The sequence below is a fragment of the Vibrio sp. 10N.261.52.C11 genome, from assembly GCF_041471405.1.
GTDB classification, from domain to species: Bacteria; Pseudomonadota; Gammaproteobacteria; order Enterobacterales; family Vibrionaceae; genus Vibrio; species Vibrio crassostreae_C.
On record NZ_JBFROI010000011.1, the window covers coordinates 66,584 to 84,180 of the forward strand.

At 44.5% G+C, this 17,597-nt stretch carries 16 protein-coding genes; 11 read left to right on the top strand and 5 right to left on the bottom strand.

Annotated features, from left to right (window positions below):
- Window positions 1-11: 11 nt before the first annotated feature.
- The 3 genes from AB4323_RS03850 to AB4323_RS03860 all read right to left on the bottom strand — a co-directional run bounded on the left by AB4323_RS03850 (window position 12) and on the right by AB4323_RS03860 (window position 2,578).
- Window positions 12-677 (bottom strand): response regulator, encoded by a 666-nt coding sequence (locus tag AB4323_RS03850; RefSeq protein ID WP_136974564.1) that lies wholly within the window; start codon window positions 675-677, stop codon window positions 12-14.
- On the bottom strand, window positions 674-2,044 hold the full coding sequence (locus AB4323_RS03855) for an ATP-binding protein (protein WP_372151791.1): 1,371 nt from the start codon (window positions 2,042-2,044) through the stop codon (window positions 674-676). The genes AB4323_RS03850 and AB4323_RS03855 overlap by 4 nt, the downstream gene beginning before the upstream one ends.
- A 288-nt stretch (window positions 2,045-2,332) precedes the next feature.
- A complete protein-coding gene (locus tag AB4323_RS03860) occupies window positions 2,333-2,578 on the bottom strand; it encodes a hypothetical protein (protein ID WP_017072318.1) in 246 nt (81 codons plus the stop codon).
- A 301-nt stretch (window positions 2,579-2,879) separates the two neighbouring features.
- On the opposite strand from AB4323_RS03860, the gene AB4323_RS03865 reads away from it, so the two are divergent.
- From AB4323_RS03865 to maiA, 5 genes are all read left to right on the top strand, one after another.
- Window positions 2,880-4,928 carry a DUF3466 family protein gene (locus tag AB4323_RS03865; protein ID WP_065584491.1) on the top strand — a complete coding sequence of 683 codons (2,049 nt, stop codon included), beginning with the start codon at window positions 2,880-2,882 and terminating at the stop codon, window positions 4,926-4,928.
- 437 nt (window positions 4,929-5,365) lie between these two features.
- Window positions 5,366-6,439 (top strand): 4-hydroxyphenylpyruvate dioxygenase, encoded by a 1,074-nt coding sequence (hppD, locus tag AB4323_RS03870; RefSeq protein ID WP_016785453.1) that lies wholly within the window; start codon window positions 5,366-5,368, stop codon window positions 6,437-6,439.
- Window positions 6,432-7,607, top strand: a complete 1,176-nt coding sequence (locus AB4323_RS03875; protein WP_372148151.1) for a homogentisate 1,2-dioxygenase — start codon at window positions 6,432-6,434, stop codon at window positions 7,605-7,607. The genes hppD and AB4323_RS03875 overlap by 8 nt, the downstream gene beginning before the upstream one ends.
- Window positions 7,608-7,616: 9 nt before the next feature.
- Window positions 7,617-8,654: a fumarylacetoacetate hydrolase family protein gene (locus tag AB4323_RS03880; protein ID WP_371720762.1), complete on the top strand. Its 1,038-nt coding sequence runs from the start codon at window positions 7,617-7,619 to the stop codon at window positions 8,652-8,654.
- A 38-nt stretch (window positions 8,655-8,692) separates the two neighbouring features.
- Window positions 8,693-9,382, top strand: a complete 690-nt coding sequence (gene maiA, locus AB4323_RS03885; protein ID WP_372098837.1) for a maleylacetoacetate isomerase — start codon at window positions 8,693-8,695, stop codon at window positions 9,380-9,382.
- 211 nt (window positions 9,383-9,593) lie between these two features.
- Here maiA and AB4323_RS03890 read toward each other — a convergent pair whose 3' ends face one another.
- Both AB4323_RS03890 and AB4323_RS03895 read right to left on the bottom strand, forming a co-directional pair.
- Window positions 9,594-10,523 carry a carbamate kinase gene (locus AB4323_RS03890; protein WP_371724785.1) on the bottom strand — a complete coding sequence of 310 codons (930 nt, stop codon included), beginning with the start codon at window positions 10,521-10,523 and terminating at the stop codon, window positions 9,594-9,596.
- A 523-nt stretch (window positions 10,524-11,046) separates the two neighbouring features.
- A complete protein-coding gene (locus AB4323_RS03895) occupies window positions 11,047-13,086 on the bottom strand; it encodes an acetoacetate--CoA ligase (RefSeq protein ID WP_372151666.1) in 2,040 nt (679 codons plus the stop codon).
- Window positions 13,087-13,285: 199 nt separating this feature from the next.
- Here AB4323_RS03895 and phhA point away from each other — a divergent pair, with 199 nt between their 5' ends.
- The 6 genes from phhA (at window position 13,286) to AB4323_RS03925 (ending at window position 17,531) form a co-directional block, all read left to right on the top strand.
- On the top strand, window positions 13,286-14,080 hold the full coding sequence (phhA, locus tag AB4323_RS03900) for a phenylalanine 4-monooxygenase (protein ID WP_017065113.1): 795 nt from the start codon (window positions 13,286-13,288) through the stop codon (window positions 14,078-14,080).
- The gene (locus AB4323_RS03905) at window positions 14,070-14,408 is read left to right on the top strand and encodes a 4a-hydroxytetrahydrobiopterin dehydratase (protein ID WP_017066731.1); all 339 of its coding nucleotides are present in this window, start codon (window positions 14,070-14,072) and stop codon (window positions 14,406-14,408) included. The genes phhA and AB4323_RS03905 overlap by 11 nt, the downstream gene beginning before the upstream one ends.
- A 141-nt stretch (window positions 14,409-14,549) precedes the next feature.
- On the top strand, window positions 14,550-15,650 hold the full coding sequence (locus tag AB4323_RS03910) for a Fic family protein (protein ID WP_372151668.1): 1,101 nt from the start codon (window positions 14,550-14,552) through the stop codon (window positions 15,648-15,650).
- A 135-nt stretch (window positions 15,651-15,785) separates the two neighbouring features.
- Window positions 15,786-16,292, top strand: coding sequence for a hypothetical protein (locus AB4323_RS03915; RefSeq protein ID WP_017066729.1), 507 nt, complete (start codon window positions 15,786-15,788; stop codon window positions 16,290-16,292).
- Between the two features lie 216 nt (window positions 16,293-16,508).
- Window positions 16,509-16,718, top strand: a complete 210-nt coding sequence (locus AB4323_RS03920; protein WP_004732615.1) for a DUF3283 family protein — start codon at window positions 16,509-16,511, stop codon at window positions 16,716-16,718.
- A gap of 96 nt (window positions 16,719-16,814) precedes the next feature.
- Window positions 16,815-17,531, top strand: coding sequence for a YebC/PmpR family DNA-binding transcriptional regulator (locus AB4323_RS03925; RefSeq protein WP_010432326.1), 717 nt, complete (start codon window positions 16,815-16,817; stop codon window positions 17,529-17,531).
- Window positions 17,532-17,597: the final 66 nt, after the last annotated feature.

A 17,597-nucleotide genomic window follows, 5' to 3' on the forward strand; every position in this document is an offset into this window, starting at 1 on the left:
TATGATTCGTATTATTCTATTTCTAGTTTGTAACCTATCCCGTAAATGGATTTGATGTAGTCACATTTTTCATTTATCGAGACCATTTTTTTGCGTAAGTTTTTAATATGGCTATCGATAGTGCGATCACTGACCACTCTTCTATCGTCGTAGATTTTATCAATCAATTGATCGCGACTATAAATGCGGCCAACATTTTGATAGAGAAGGTGCAAAAGCCGAAACTCAGCTGGCGTTAAACTTAGCTTAATACCACATAGGACGGCGGTCATACTCAATTCATCAATATCAATGGCGTTCGTTGGTGACGTGGCTTGGGGCTTGTTGGAACGGCGCAAAATATTTTTCACCCTCACAACCACTTCTCTCGGGCTGTACGGCTTACATATATAATCATCTGCACCCAGTTCAAGCCCAACGAGTCGATCAATCTCTTCGACCTTGGCTGTCGCCATAACCACTGGGATGTCACTGAACGTTCTCAGCTCTCGATAAATATCCAACCCGTCTCGATTGGGTAGCATGAGGTCGAGAATAATGAGTTTAGGCGATGCTTGCTTTACCCAGTCAATGACAAGGTTACCATCGATAATATGATGACTTTCAAGGCCAGAGTGCTCTAAGTACTCACACAGTACACTTGCTAATGCAGGCTCATCTTCGACGACTAAAATCACGATTTTATTTCCTTTGGTAACGCTATGATGATTCGTAGTCCACCCAATTCTGAGTGGTCGGCAGTAATGTGTCCTTGGTGCGCTTCAACGATATTTTTACAGATAGATAAGCCAAGTCCAGAACCGCCACTTGAGCGACTGCGCGATTTATCAACGCGGTAAAGCCTCTCAAACAAACGCGGAAGTGATGCATCAGGTACACCTGGATCACTGTCTTCAACGTTGATAATAATACTATCACTAATGTCGGTAACATCTATCGATACATGCCCATTATCGCTAGTGTATCGTGCGCTATTTTCCAACAGATTCACAAACAGTTGTGTCAGTAATCTCTCATCACACGAGGTAAACAGTGGCGCCGAATGGTCATAGTGCTTTGTTAATGTGATGTTTTTTTGTTCTAAACGGATCGAGTTTTGAACGATCACAGAATCAATCAGTTTATGTATATCAACGTTGTTTTTAACATTGAGGTTAAATCCGATGTCATACAGGGAGAGTTGGTGAAGATCCTCAACGAGTTGACCTAGTGTGATGATTTGTTGATGTAACGAGTCGATGTATTTTGGTTCAGGAGATCGGATACCGTCTTGTAGCGCTTCTAGTTCACTTCTAAGCACGGTGATAGGCGTTCTAAGTTCATGTGAAATATCTGATAACCACTGTTCTCTAAGTGTTTTCTGTTTTCTTAGTGTCTCGACAACACCGTTGAATATTCCGATGAGATCGGACAATTCATCATTGCCGCTTTTTTTAATGTAGAAATCGAGATCGCCATTTTCGATAGATTTGGCACCTTTCGACAAAGCACGCAATGGTTTCAAAAATCGCCTAACAAGAAACAAAGAGATAAGGAATGAAAGCAACACGGTAATCGATGCGATAGTGCTTACATGCGTCGTTTGTTGTTTGAAAAAGCTTTCTGCTAAAGGCCCTGATATTTCATCCATCTGGACGATGGAGATATACCCAATAACTTGATCATCCAGTGTTATTTCGACTAGTGCTTGATGCTGACCATCTTCAAGGTGATGTAGGTTTTCAGGCGGTCCAATTATGGCTCGCCCGTCTTGATCTAAAATGTTGAGTCGTTGCCAAATAGGTTGAAGGCCTGGCGCTTCCGGCTCTCTTAATGGTGGTGGCGATGGGTGTCTGTCACGAGGATGTGGTCGTGAGGGGCCGCTAATGCTACTGGCGATTAAATGTGGTTCACGCTCTAGCCGCCTCCACTTTTCGGAAGGTGAGTAATATTGCTTTAAGTTATTGGCGAGTTCTTGAGCTAGGGCAATCTCATTATTATTTGTGAAATCTTGGAGCCCTCTTTGAAAACTGGAGTTAATAAAATAGGTCAGTACAAAGAGCATGGTCACGCACACCATTAGTATTGAAACAAACAGTTTGGTGAAAATTGATATGCGCACGTTCTCTCCAGAAATTAAAGTGAATTAAGACGATAGAGTGAGTTAAGACAATAAAATGAGATAAACCAATATTAGCCCTCGATCGTGTGGGAAATATGGACATTGATTTCTTTATTCATCTTAGGCCATGTATAAGCACTCTTTTGTTAGAAATGAATAGCGAGCTGACAGGGTGCTATACCCCATCAGCTCGCATTGAATTATCACTATTTTAGGATAACCCTCTAACCATTATTGACGTCTTGGTGGTGGTGGCGGAACTTCCTCTTCCGATAGACCACCGCTTCCATCTGCGTCTAGTTTATCAAAGTCATCGGCGAGTGGACCTCTGAGCTCTTCTAATTGTAACTCGCCATCACCGTTTGCATCCATTTCTTCAAAGCTTGGCATTTCTCTTGGGCCTTCACGGCTTTCAGCACACGCTTGAAGCGCGAATGTCGATGTCAGTAAAAGTAATGCTGTCGTGATTTTGTTCATAATTTAATTCCTATTCGTAACCAAATATAAGTGTATTTCTTTGACGCAAATAGGTTAGCGATCAAATTAGCAGAGAAAATGGATAAATCTAGGAGATGAAAGTTAGCGTTTAACTTTAATAGGGCATCAGATCATCAGCCCATCAAGTCAGGTTGTTTAAACCTCCATTGTTTCTACATAGTTTCCACATTTTCTATTTTTATCCTAGTCCACTATTGAACTCATGAATTTAATGCCTTTAGCAATAAAGGCAGAAAGCTATCGTTGGTATTGAAATGGATTATTTTTTAGGAGCCGTAGAATGAAGGCAATGGTAAAAAAATCAGTCGTTGTCTCTTCTACGTTGTTGGTTGCTTCTTATAGTAACGCTGCGCTTTATAGGGTGGTTTTGGAGGAATCACCAGTAGAAACTGAATCGGTGTATGGGGTCGCAGTTGAACCAGAGCTTGGTACAACGGATTGCTTTAGTACCAGTTGTGGTGACACCGACTACGCATTCGCAGGGGAAGCTCAAAATGCAGAACCAGGTTTTTCCTTTAAAGAGGAGGTCCCCTTTGGTATCGATAACACGTTCTACTATTTGGATTATGACGATATCTATAGCTACTGCACGAGCGAACTTGGCTACGCGACTTGTGAAGCTTGGAGTTCTTTATTGTGGTATGGCGATGATGATGCGGGCATTGGAGGCTTGAAAAATGAGCGTGATGCGTATTACGGGCTGAGCTATCAGACCAATTCCACGGCTTTTTATGATTCTTCTTCGCTAAGCGAGATCCCAGATGTTGGCAGCAACCCACCTGATGTGAGCAGTTATAGTTATTCCTTTGTTGATGGAACAGAGGAGAAGGTCATCACTAAAGTTGACGAGAATGGTTTTGTTCTTGGTAACACCAGCAGTGGTTACTACAGTTATAACAACCAATATATTCAGTTGTATAGGCAGCGTGGTTACTACGATACAGGCACTGAATTTACGGTTCTCCAACCTGAAGCCGATACCAGCATTACGATCAGCGATGCTGACGGCGAAGCGAATATAATCTCCCAAATGGGAAGAACGATGGCTTTTGACTCTTTCAGTTATGGAGGGGAAAGCTATGTGGTCGGAAGCGCGTCCGTTGCGACTTTTTATTACAGTGATGGATACAAAGATTATGACTCTCCGTACACATCCGACAGTGATGCTGAGGATCTAGATAATTGTATCGATGAAGATATTGAGCCTGCTTTATATCCAGAGTGTCAGAACTTTGCTTTTGCTAATCGAGCTTTTGTCTGGAATATAACCGATGCGAATGGTCCCAATGATGATGGAAACCGTTTTGCAGTATCCGATTGGGAAACCAGTTCGACCTATTACTCTTACAACGATGATGAAGCTTCAGCACAAGCGAGTGTGAGGGCTGCAACGATTTCGTCTAGAGGGACATATAGCTCTTATCCTGTTTTAGTTGGTTACAATACGGAACTAGATGATTCAGATAACTTTCTTATGCAGGCTGCTGTGTTTAGGCCAAGCAGTACGTCAAATTTCAGCGTTTCGGAAAATGCTTGGACGACTACATTTATCGCTAATGCGACGGTAGAAGTGAGTGATTCATACATTCACAGTAATTCTGTCGCAACAGACATTAATGAAAACATGATGGTTATTGGTTATGCAAAACGAGATGGCGATTATCCGTCGGATCGTGTGTCTGATAATCGTATGTTCGTCGCTGATGCGAATGACACAACGCCAACAGCCACATTCTTCGCAAGTTTAGGTGAAGACATTTTCTTTGACAGTGCAGAGGGAAAAGCAAGTGAGATCAACAGCTACAATGAAATCGTTGGCTATGTTGACGCCGAAACTCACGCTGAAGTAGACGGACATGAAAGAAGGCATCGCGGCTTCATTTTCCCTTATAACGACACAGGTACCGATGCTGATAGACGTGCAAGATATAATGATCAAGCTTGGTGGTTAGACGACCTAACTAACGGTGGTGACGACAGTGATGCCAACAACCACTTTAGAATATTGGACGCAACCGACATTAATGATGCGGGTGTTATCTCAGGGACGGCAATACAATGTTTTGCGAGTGAAAGTAGCTCCTCTTCTATGGCTTATGATTCAACCGCGCACTTTGCATATTGTAATGATGGAGTAGGTGACGAGAGGGTGGTGGCTGTGAAACTTATCCCGATATCTGGAGCAACAAGTGAAGACATTGCTGAAAGAAGTGATGATAGCGCTGAAGATGTTGAACGTAGTGGTGCCGGTACCGGGTTATTGGTGCTTATCAGTTTAATGTCCGTGCTTTCAGTTCGCTTGAAAAAGTCTCGTTCTGTGATTGCCTAAATTGATGACGTGCTCACGAGAGAAACAACCTCTATTTGACCGTCAACCATTAAAGTAATGGGTTAGGTTTGATACTTCGTCCCATAAGAATACCGCTGGGATATGAAGCTTTTTAAAAGAGCATCACCTGTTTTGTGATGCTCTTTTTACGTTCAACATACACTTATCTCTTTCTGCTTTAGCCAAAAAAATCACTTGTAACAATTAAGTAACATCTCTTGCTTTGCTGTAAATCAAACCACCCTCTTTCAATCCCTTGATAGCACTCATTTTCTTGTTGTGAGGTTTTGTGTGTAACAAATATTTTACAACTTGACGAGTTTTCAGCGTTACTGCCCATTTCCTTCCATCCATTCCAATCTTTCCGCTTGTGGGCCAAATTTAATCAAGGACAAAAATCACTTAACACAAAACCAGTAGGTACAAGGAGAAAGTTCATGGTGGAGTCATACAACCCGCTTGGCACAGATGGATTCGAGTTTGTTGAATACACGGCCGTTGACCACAAGGGAATAGAGCAACTTAAAGCGCTGTTTGTGTCACTTGGTTTTGCTGAGATCGCCAAGCACCGTTCAAAAGAGGCTTGGCTGTATCGACAAGGTGACATCAACTTTATCGTCAATGAACAGCCTCACAGCCAAGCGGAAGCGTTCGCTAAAGTTCACGGCCCATCGGTGTGTGGCATGGCGTTTCGTGTCAACGAAGCAACAGCTGCAATGGAGCAAGCGTTTAAGGGTGGCGGTGAAGAGTACAAGACAGAAATAGGGCCGATGGAGCTTAGCATTCCTGCCATTTACGGCATCGGTGAAAGCCTGCTCTATTTTGTGGATCGCTACGGCAAGCAGAGCATCTACGACGTTGATTTCCGATTCTATGATGACGCGCAAGAGCGCATGGCGAAAGCCGACGTAGGCCTTTATGAGATCGATCACCTCACGCACAACGTGAAACAAGGCAATATGGATCTGTGGTCTGGTTTTTATGAGCGTATCGGTAACTTTCGTGAGATTCGCTACTTCGACATTGAAGGTAAGCTGACAGGCCTTGTGAGCCGTGCCATGACCTCACCATGTGGCAAGATCCGTATTCCAATCAATGAGTCTTCAGATGACAAATCACAAATTGAAGAGTTCATTCGTGAATACAACGGCGAAGGTATCCAACACATCGCGCTTGCTACGGATGACATCTACAAAACGGTGAAAACCCTGCGTGATCGCGGCATGGACTTTATGCCAACCCCAGATACCTACTATGAGAAAGTTGACGATCGTGTAAAAGGCCACCGGGAAGATACCGATCTGTTGCGTGACCTACGCGTTCTGATTGATGGTGCGCCGACCAAAGACGGCATCTTGCTGCAAATTTTCACGCAGACAGTAATCGGGCCTGTGTTCTTTGAAATCATTCAGCGTAAAGGCAACGAAGGTTTTGGCGAAGGCAACTTCAAGGCGCTGTTTGAATCGATTGAAGAGGACCAGATTCGTCGAGGAGTATTAGACGATGCATAAATGGATCTCGTTTCCTCATCGGGAGGGGGTGTGTTCTAAACAAGCGCATGCCGACTTCCCTGAAGAGGCAATCTATGAGCGAGAGGCGGGTCGAAGTGGTTTCTTCGGCCCTGCCGCTCACTTCCATCACCAACATGCCCCAACAGGTTGGTCGGAGTGGGAAGGTGATTTACGCCCTCGCGCTTTTGATTTTACGCTGGTGGAAAAAGCCAGCCAGATAACCCCTTGGGCGGTGCCTCATCTTTTGCACAATGCGGACTGCAAAATCCGTGTGTGGCGCATGGATGAGAAGATGGATTTCTTGGTGCGTAATTCTGACGGTGATGAGCTGCTGTTCATTCACCAAGGTAGGGCAGATCTCTATTGCGACTATGGTCATTTAGAGGTGAGTGAAGGGGATTACGTGATGATCCCGCGCTCAACCAATTGGCGCTTGGAGCCAAGTGAGCCGATGTTCATCTTGATGATTGAGAACACCGACGCGGCTTATTCCTTGCCTGAGAAGGGCATGGTCGGCAATCACGCGGTGTTTGATCCAGCGGTTCTTGAAATCCCGTCGATCAACGATCAATTCCGCGCTCAGTACTCCGAAGATCAAACCCAAGTTCAGGTGAAACGCCACGACAAAGTCAGTGTGATCACTTATCCGTTCAATCCTTTAGACGCGATTGGTTGGCATGGGGATTTGGCTGTGGTGAAAGTGAATTGGCGCGATATCAGACCGCTGATGTCACATCGTTACCACTTGCCACCGTCTGCGCATACGACCTTTGTTGGCGCAGGCTTTGTAGTGTGTACCTTTGTGCCACGCCCGATTGAGAGCGATCCAGGTGCGTTGAAAGTGCCGTTCTATCACAACAATGACGACTACGATGAAGTGCTGTTCTATCACGCTGGTGACTTCTTCAGCCGCGATAACATTGAAGCGGGCATGGTGACCTTCCACCCTGCAGGCTTCACGCATGGGCCTCACCCTAAAGCCTTTAAGGCTGGGCAAGCGCATAAGAAAAAGTTCACCGATGAAGTCGCGGTGATGATCGATACTCGCCATGCGCTGCAGTTCTCTGGTGAACTCGATAGCGTTGAGAACAAAGAATATGTCTACAGTTGGCAAGACACGGGTTTGCAAGAGACAGGTTCTCAAACCATGGCTGACGATAAGAAGTAAGGGACAAGGATGAAATTAGCAACCAAGAAAAATGGCACTCGCGACGGTCTATTGATGGTCGTAAGTAAAGATCTTAAACAATGTGTAGCTGCCACCGAAATTTTCCATGCGATGCATCTAGCGCCAACCATGCAGGTAGCATTGGATAACTGGGACAGCGTGGCTTCTCAGTTAGAAGAGTTATACACCTCGTTAAACAACGGGCATGTGACTGGCAGTGAAGTGTTTGCATCTCAGTATTGTGAATCACCTCTGCCACGCGCATATCAATGGGCGGATGGCAGTGCTTATGTAAACCATGTTGAACTGGTGCGTAAGGCGCGTGGTGCTGAAATGCCAGAAAGCTTCTGGGTTGATCCATTAATGTATCAAGGCGGCTCAGATGCGTTTATCGGCCCTTGTGACAATATCGAATTTGCCAGCGACGAGTGGGGCATCGATTTCGAAGGTGAGGTTGCGATTGTGACCGGTGATGTACCGATGGGCGCTAGTGCTAAGCAGGCGCATGATTCGATTCGTCTGCTGATGTTGGTGAACGATGTGTCGCTGCGCGGTTTGATTCCGGCGGAGCTTGCTAAGGGTTTTGGCTTCTTCCAGTCTAAACCGTCTTCTGCGTTCTCTCCGGTTGCGGTAACACCTGATGAGCTTGGCGAGCAATGGAAAGGCAGTAAGGTACATTTACCGTTGACATCGACCTACAACGACCAGCCTTTTGGTTGTCCGAATGCCGGTGTAGATATGACCTTCAATTTTGCAGAGTTGGTTGTGCATGCAGCTAAAACTCGACCATTATCGGCAGGCGCGATCATAGGTTCAGGCACGGTATCGAATAAGCAAGGCACTGACCACGGCACCTCAATTGCCGAGGGCGGCGTGGGCTATTCATGCATTGCCGAGGTGCGCATGATTGAGACGATTCGCGATGGCAAACCTTCGACTCAATTCATGTCGTTTGGCGACTCGATTCGCCTAGAGATGTTTGATACGGCGGGTGATTCCATTTTTGGTGCGATTGACCAAAAAGTTAGCCAATATCGAGCGTTATAACCCATATTATAAAGATTCAGCTCGAGCGAGATCATTGTATGAATCAGAACATGACACTTTACGGTTATTGGCGCTCTTCGGCCGCCTATCGGGTGCGTATTGGATTGAACCTAAAGCAACTCGACTATGAGTCTAAATCGGTGCATTTGGTGCGTAATGGCGGCGAGCAGCATGATCCACAATATCGTGAGCTCAACGCCAGTGAGTTAGTGCCTGTGCTGGTGGATGGTGAAGTTAAACTCAATCAGTCGCTGACTATTTTGCAATACTTGGATGAAAGATATTTATGTGAGAGCAGCCCAGACTCCTTGTTGATTCCCGAGCAAACACCATTGCGCTATCAAGCGTTGGCAATGGCTCAGGATATTGCGATAGAAATTCACCCTCTGAACAACCTGCGCGTGTTGCAGTATTTGGAGCGGGAATTGTCGTGCGAGCAAGAGGCGAGAATGGACTGGCTTCATCATTGGATGAACCAAGGTTTCCGTGCTCTAGAAGAGAAACTGGCAAAGCACAGAAAAGCACACGGTGATTCGGTGTATAGCCTCACCGATTCACCATGCATTGTCGATATTTGCTTGGTGCCACAGGTGTATAACGCGCTGCGTTTTGGCGTTGATATGTCACCTTATCCGCTGATTAACTCAATTGTCGAAGCGTGTAATCAGTTACCCGCTTTTATCGACGCGATGCCAGAGAACCAAGCGGATGCGAATGAGTCCATGTAGATTCACTGATGTAAATGCAAATACTCTTCCCTTGCGCTGCCAAAACCGCTTCTTGAAAGAAGCGGTTTCCAACATTAAATATATTAAATACAGTTAGTGTGTGAATATTTATCTCGTTTAGAACTAATATGGATTTAATAAAAATCCTTGTTATTAATTAAAAGGCTTTACCCCAAGGTTTTATATTAGTGGTGATTATCATTCGATAATATTAATAATAAAAAATACCTTCACCTTTAGTAATCAGAGTACCAGCTTCATTGGTAATTATTTTATCTAAATCAAATAATGAACCAATCGCCGCATTACCCAATCCAGCTTCAACGAACTTACAAACGGCATCAATTTTTGGCCCCATAGAACCAGCAGGGAATGAAAATTCTGCTAAACCAGCAGGCGTTGCTTGCTTCATTTCTGCTTGGTCTTCTTTACCATAGTTACGGAAAATCGAACCATCGGTTAAGATAATAAATAAGTCGGCATGGATTTTTTCAGCCAGTAATTCAGCCGTAAGGTCTTTGTCAATTACGCACTCTACGCCAGTACTCTTACCATGCTCAATACTCACGGGAACACCACCGCCGCCACAAGCGATAACAAGGTTTTCTGTATCTAGAAGAGTTTCAATTTGCTGAATTTCAACAATGCTTTTTGGCATAGGAGAAGGCACAACGCGACGGTAATACTCGCCATCAGCTTTAAACTGCATTGTGCTTTGAGCCATTAACTCTTTAGCTCGTTGCTCTGTATATACAGGGCCAACAAATTTAGTTGGGTTAGCAAACGCAGGGTCTTTTTTGCATACTTCAGTTTGCGTGACTAGCGTCGCTACGTCTAATTCAGGGTCAATGTTTCTTAGTTCTTGCTGTAACATATAGCCCACCATGCCACAGGTTTGAGAGCCGAGTACATCCATTGGATACGGGGTCGTCTCAGGCGAATATTCGTTATAAGCCGCGTTTTGTTCCATCAACAAACCTACTTGTGGGCCATTACCATGAACGATAACAATCTCATGCTCGCGTGCGATCGCGGCAATACTCGCCGCTGATTTGATTATATTTTCACGTTGGTTCTCAGCCGTTAATGCTTGGCCTCTTGCTAAAAGAGCGTTACCGCCTAAAGCTAATACTATGCGCATGATAATGTCTCCGATCATTTAATAATGATTTTATTTTACGTAGGGATTAACCGCTTGTTTCTAATTAAATTCAAGCTTATTAATAACAGTGACTAAGTTTTTAATCACTCTTAAGTAATTAACATACCGAGATAGTATGGGAAAATAATCGTCCTAAATGTGATAGTTATCAAATTATTATTTCACTAGAAATGGAGCTGTGGAAATAGGAGTTATTGCAATTCGATTAAATATCCATAAGCTTGGATACAATCTAGCGGTGGAGGCTTTTTTGGTATGAATGATTCGTCTTTAGTGAATATTATCTCTGGCTATAAAATGATTAATTTTCTATTTTTGTTTTAAATATGATGAGCAGATCGCATTAAGAGCTTTAGAAAAGGCACGAAGCCAAACTGATGAGAGGGTTCATGAGCTTTAATAGTGGCTTCGATTCGGTTTTCAATCGGCTGCCTTTACTCTAGGTGTTATCTGACAGCCAAATGAAAATCGGAGATAGTTAGCCACTTTCTAAGGCTCAACGCTAAAGCGAAACAACACTCTTTATCTCTTCCAAAACCTCGGCGTTAGCGATAGCCCCGAGGTTTTCTACATTTTTGCCATTGATCACCTGTTTCACAGCCAACTCCACCAGTTTGCCAGAGCGTGTTTTTGGCACGTCGCTGATCGCAAATATCTGGCTTGGCACGTGTCTTGGCGAACAAGAGGATTTGAGTTTGCTTTTGATGGCTGTCAGTAACTTTTCATCTAAACTCACACCTTGCTGCAGCTGAACAAACAGCCATACCTGTTCATTGCGGTCGATGTTTTTACCGACTGCTATCGAATCGATGATGCCGTCAATGGTGTTCACTTGCTGATAGATTTCGGCCGTACCAATTCGCACGCCACCGGGGTTGAGTGTGGTGTCGCCTCGCCCGTAGAACAGGTAGCCGCCATGTTCGCTCTGTGCGACTTCATCACCGTGATGCCACACATTGTCGAACCTATCCCAATAGGTGCTGTGATAGCGCTCTCCGGTGTCATTCCAAAAGCCAGCGGGGAAGTTGGGTATGGAGTTGGTGCATACTAATTCGCCACGTTCGTGATCGACCTTTTGACCAGACGAATTGAACACCTTGATGTCGACGCCGAGCCCGGCCTGTTGGCACTCACCGCGATACACAGGCGAGATTGGGTTACCCAAAACAAAGCAGCCACAAATATCCGTGCCGCCAGAAATCGACGCTAAATGCAGGTCTTGCTTGATGTGCTTGTAAACGTAATCGAACTGCTCTGGGTAAAGCACAGAACCCGTCGAGCACAGTGTTCTTAATTGAGGCAGAGAGTGGCTGTCGATTGGTGAGAGTTCGGCTTTCTCAATCGCTTCTATGTACTTGGCTGAGGTGCCAAATGTCGATACGTCAGCACGCTGCGCTAAATCCCATAGAACGTTAGGTTGCGGGTAAACCGGGCTACCATCAAAGATAACCAAACAAGCACCGCTGGCGAGCGCAGATACGTGCCAGTTCCACATCATCCAACCACAAGTGGTGTAGTAGAACACGCGATCTCTTGGTTTAATATCGCAATGAAGCTGATGCTCTTTTAGGTGGTTGATGGTAGTGCCACCGACAGAATGCACTATACATTTGGGTTTGCCTGTGGTGCCGGAAGAGTAGAGTACAAACAACGGTTCATTGAAGCCGACACGAGTAAATCGAAGAGGTTTTGTCTGATAGTGATTAATGATGCTGTGCCAGCTTAGAATCGACACATCATGTTCAACTTTTTTCTTCTCTAAATCGCTCTTCTCTAAGTCATTACTCGGTTTCAAATAACCGATCTCACACACCTGTTTTAATTCGTTTAAGTGTTCGATGATTTCACGGTTCTTGCCCGCCATATCGAACGCTTTGCCATTGAAGGTGTAACCGTCACAGGTGAACAGCACCTTAGGTTTCACCTGTCCGAATCGCTCAATCACACTCTCTACTCCAAAATCAGGCGAGGTCGATGTCCAAATCGCGCCTAAGCTGGTGGCGGCTAGCATGGCTATCACGGTTTGTGGCAGATAGGGAGTATACGCAGCAACTATATCACCTTGTTTCACTCCGCTATCGACAAGCCATTGCTGAACACTAGAGACAGCTTCACACAGGGTTTCCCATGTATAACTCTGTTGTTCGCCACGTTCATTCTCAAACCAAATCGCAAGCTCATCAGGCATGGTGTGTGCCAAACGCAGCAAGTTCTCGGCGTAGTTTACTTGTGCATTGGGAAACCAAACCGCATCACGGTTCGATTTAGGCTGCTGCCAGCGGCTCCCACCTTGAGCTTTGATGGTCTCGCTTTCTGCCTTGTTAATAGAGTCTTGTGAGCCGACTACTCCACAAAACTGCCACACGTTTTGCCAAAACGATTCCGGCTGAACTACAGACCATTGGTGGAGTTCGGCATAGTTTTTTACGTCCCTATCTAGGTTTAACCCAGACTGTTCAAGGCTATCGATGAATCGGGTTAAGTTGGCATTGGCGATACGCTGCTCGCTTGGCTGCCAAATGGGCTTATTGCTTTCGTGCATTCCTTTACCTTTAACAAAAAGTTAACGTTTTCAGTCTGGTATTTAGGTTTTACAAAGTCAAAAGTTCAGCAAAATAAGCGCTTGGTGGAATTGTGTAAATAAAATGTTACACGATCGCTTGTTTCGAAAAATCGCGCAAATTGGCGCTTATAAGGAGTGGAGATAGGCTTAAAGTGAGACATTCGAAAGGAGGTGTGTAATGACTCAATATCATTCTAAGCCCGTGAGCCAAGAGGGATGGGTTGAGTGGAGCCTCGAAGAAGACGCTATTTGGCACGACTTAGTGAAAAGGCAACTGGACGTGATTAATGACCGCGCATGCGATGCTTATTTGCACGGTTTGACCTTGCTGGATCTACCATTAGACAGAGTTCCCCAGCTGCCAGAGATAAATAAAGTGCTAATGGAAACAACCGGTTGGCAAGTTCAGCCTGTGCCTGCATTGATCGATTTCGACCGATTCTTTGATTTGCTCGCCAATAAGAAATTCCCAGTTGCGACATTTCTGAGAACGCGAGACGAGTTCGATTACTTACAAGAACCTGATTTCTTTCATGAAATTTTCGGCCATTGTGCCATGCTCACTAATGCCGATTTCGCGGCTTTCACTGAGCATTATGGAAAACTAGGCCAAGCCGCCACATCTAAACAGCGCGCTTATCTTGCCCGTTTGTATTGGTTTACGGTTGAGTTCGGTTTAGTAAAAGAAGGCCAACAACTGAAAATCTATGGCGGTGGCATTCTTTCGTCTCCAGCGGAAACTATGTATGCGTTGGGAGGGGATTTGGCCGTTCGCGAGCGGTTCGATCTGCAAACGGTTTTAAGAACGCCTTATCGTATCGACATCATGCAGCCGAAATATTACGTGATCGACGAGCTATCTGAGCTCTTTAAAATCAGTCAGGAAAACCTATTACAGCAAGCTGATCTCGCCATCGATGCGGGGTTACTACCACCACTTTTTGAACCCAAGGAACCAACACATGTTGAATGAACAAAAATGCGAAGCCTGCAGTATCGACGCGATTGCCCTAAGTGAAGATGAACAACAATCTTTACTGTTGGAGTTGTCAGACTGGCAGATCATCGAAAGAGACGGCATCCCGCAGCTTGAGAAAGTGTTTAAGTTTAAGAACTACAAACAAGCGTGGGCATTCAGCAACAAAGTGTCAGAATTGGCAGAAGAAGAGTTCCATCATCCTTCGATCTTATTGGAGTGGGGCAAAGTCACCGTCACTTGGTGGAGCCACTCAATCAAAGGCCTGCACAAGAATGATTTCATCTGCGCCTCACGCTGCGATGTGTTCGCGGTGAGTGAATAGTTTTGTAGGTTAGAAGTTACTCTTGCAACCTCTGTGATGCGATTAACTCATTATTCGGCTCATAATGTGAGTTGAATAATTGCCTTAAACAGCTCATAGTATGAGTTGAATAAGTGATACTTTCGCATCATGGGGCGTAATATGTGGATTTGGCAGCAAGATAATTGGCCAAACTTTGTTTGGGATAATCAGAAAATAGGCGTGAGGTTAAGAGAAGTACGGCTTAATCAGGGCATTCTATTGGGCAAGATTACCTCACAGTCGGCAGATCAATCCCAAACCATGCTCGACACCTTATTAGCGAACATAGTCCATTCCAGTGCGATTGAGGGAGAAAAGCTTAATGCTTTCTCGGTCCGGTCTTCTTTAGCCAATAAACTCGGTGTCAGTGAAGATCGACCTTTTCCAACGACAGAACAAACCGATGGCCTAGCTGAAATTATGTTGGATGCGGTGCAGAACCTAACAGAGCCACTAGCGCTTGATAGGATCTTACATTGGCACGATAGACTGTTTCCTCAAGGCTACACCATGTTTAACCCTGTAGTCGGAGGTCAGCTAAGAGGCGACACTCCCATGCAAGTGGTATCGGGAAGAATTGACCGTCCGACCGTACATTTTGAAGCGCCTAGCCGAGACATTCTTGATGCTGAGCTAGATACATTTATCAAATGGTTTAATGATTCACTTACCGATGAATCACTCGATCCGTTACTGAGAGCTGCGATAACCCACCTTTGGTTTATCACTTTACACCCGTTAGATGATGGTAATGGCCGTCTTACTCGATTGTTGACCGACTTGGCGTTAGCACAGGCCGAGCAGCAGTCGGTACGCTTCTATGCGATGTCGGTGGGGATTCTCGCTAACCGCAAGCATTACTACGAGATATTGGAGCGAACCCAGAAAGGGGGACTCGATATTAGCGAATGGTTGATGTGGTTCTTAGATACGTTAAACGAGACGTTTACAGGGGTTTTCGCTGAGGTCGACCAAACTGTATATAAGACCAACTATTGGCGCAGCATCGACCAAACCAAGCTTACAGCAGAGCAAGTAAAAGTGCTGAATAGGATGCTCGATGGTGATTTTTCAGAAGGTATCAATGCCAGCCAATATCAGAAAGTAGCAAAGGTGAGTAGTGCCACAGCAACACGTCATTTGAACGCTTTGATTGAGCATGGCTGCTTAGTTAAATCTGGTTCTGGTGGTAGAAGCACGCGCTATCTGTTGCCGGAGTAGGGCTCACTTCAATTTATATACTTAAAGGTGCTGAGAATGTTGGCAGTTCTTTAGCCACAGAAGGTTGTTAAACGAGCCAACTTATAGGTTAAATCTCGCTCCTTCTTTTTACTACTATTAAAATGTGCAAATACAATGACAAATGAAGAAATACAATTATATAACGATATAGTTAAGTCTGGGTTTCCTGTATTAGGGACATTATGTGGTGGTTTAGTTGGTGCAGCATCAACTTATCTTTTAACAAAGTTGAATAACGACAATGACGAAAAGAAAGACGCTCAAAAGCTGCGGAATGATCTGTTAATGAAAACTGCAAATGATGTAGCAGAATTTGAGCATTTAATGGCGATTTATACGACTACATTAGCGAATTATCTAAGAGATCAAGTCGATGACGGCTCTTTGAAAACAGCTTACCTAAATTCATTCAATAGTAATCTAACTTTGCGTAAGGCTAGAATGAATCTCCATATTCTCGGAATGGAAGCATCGTTAGAGTTATTAGAAGGGTATGTTGAGGCTACAAGAGAAGTGCTAGCTTATGGAAAGCGGTTAGATATAAAAAGAGCTATTGAACTAAATCAGAAGATATCTAAGGGTCCAATTTTATTCTATCAATCATTATCGATCGATCCTTAACGCCTTTTTGTTGTTTAGTAAGCTAACTTTCAAAACTCTGCTTTTCACTTTTTAGTTGCTCTTCACCAAACGCACTTTCCCAAACTAGCTTGACCTACATCAGCACTTGCTTGGTTTCTTGTCTCATAAATCCTTTCTACTACTCATAGTATTGGTTTTATGAGGCTGCTCTATGATATATTTCTCGGCCAAGTGTATTACAGACGAAGGCTAGCAATGTCTATCAACCTTTCACTCCTTCCACCCAGCGAGAAAAATAAAATCGAACTGGATAAGCAAGCATCGTTTCTTGTATGGAAACTGAAGCAAGCGAAATGTGGCCCTGAAGCCATTGTTGAAGAAGCAATGAAGCTAGGTGACCCAGAAGAAAAGGCTTGGTTTGATCAGTCTGTAGAAAAATACAAACGGGTAATGGGTGTCGCATAAACGCAGACAAACCTTGCCCAGCAGTGCTGTAGAATTGAAATGACACAGTAATTTGCTAGAATTTGCACCGTTAATTGAATCAGAGAGAAGATCCCGATGGGAAGAAGTTTTGAAGTGCGCAAGGCCTCAATGGCGAAAACTGCAGGCGCAAAAATTAAAGTTTATTCTAAATACGGTAAAGAGATTTACGTACTGGCTAAGAACGGCAGCTCTGACCCAGACATGAACCTACCTCTTAAGCACCTGATTGCTAAAGCGAAGAAAGACCAAGTACCAGCACACGTTATCGAAAAAGCGATCGATAAAGCGAACGGCGGCGGCGGTGAAGACTTCCAACCAGCTCGCTACGAAGGTTTTGGCCCAGGTGGCACAAGCGTAATCGTTGACTGTCTAACTGACAACGGCAACCGTACTTTCCAAGACGTTCGCCAATGTTTCGTTAAGACTGGCGCGAAAATCGGTGTTGAAGGTACTGTTTCTCACATGTTCGCTCACCAAGCTGTATTCCAGTTCAAAGGCGAAGATGACGAGATCATCCTAGAAACGCTTATGATGGAAGACGTAGACGTGACTGACGTTGAGCTAGAAGACGGTGTAATCACTGTATTCGCTCCAACGACTGAGTTCTTCAAAACGAAGACTGCACTAAACACTGCGTTCCCAGAGCTAACGCTAGACGTTGAGGAAATCACTTTCGTTCCTCAAACAACTACGCCAGTAGCTGAAGAAGATTCTGAGAAATTCCAGAAGTTCTTAGACATGCTTGACGACTGTGATGACGTTCAGCAGGTTTACCACAACGCTGAGCTGTAATCTTTACAGTAACAACAGTTATTAAAAAACCGAGCCTAGTGCTCGGTTTTTTTATGAACGTTATAC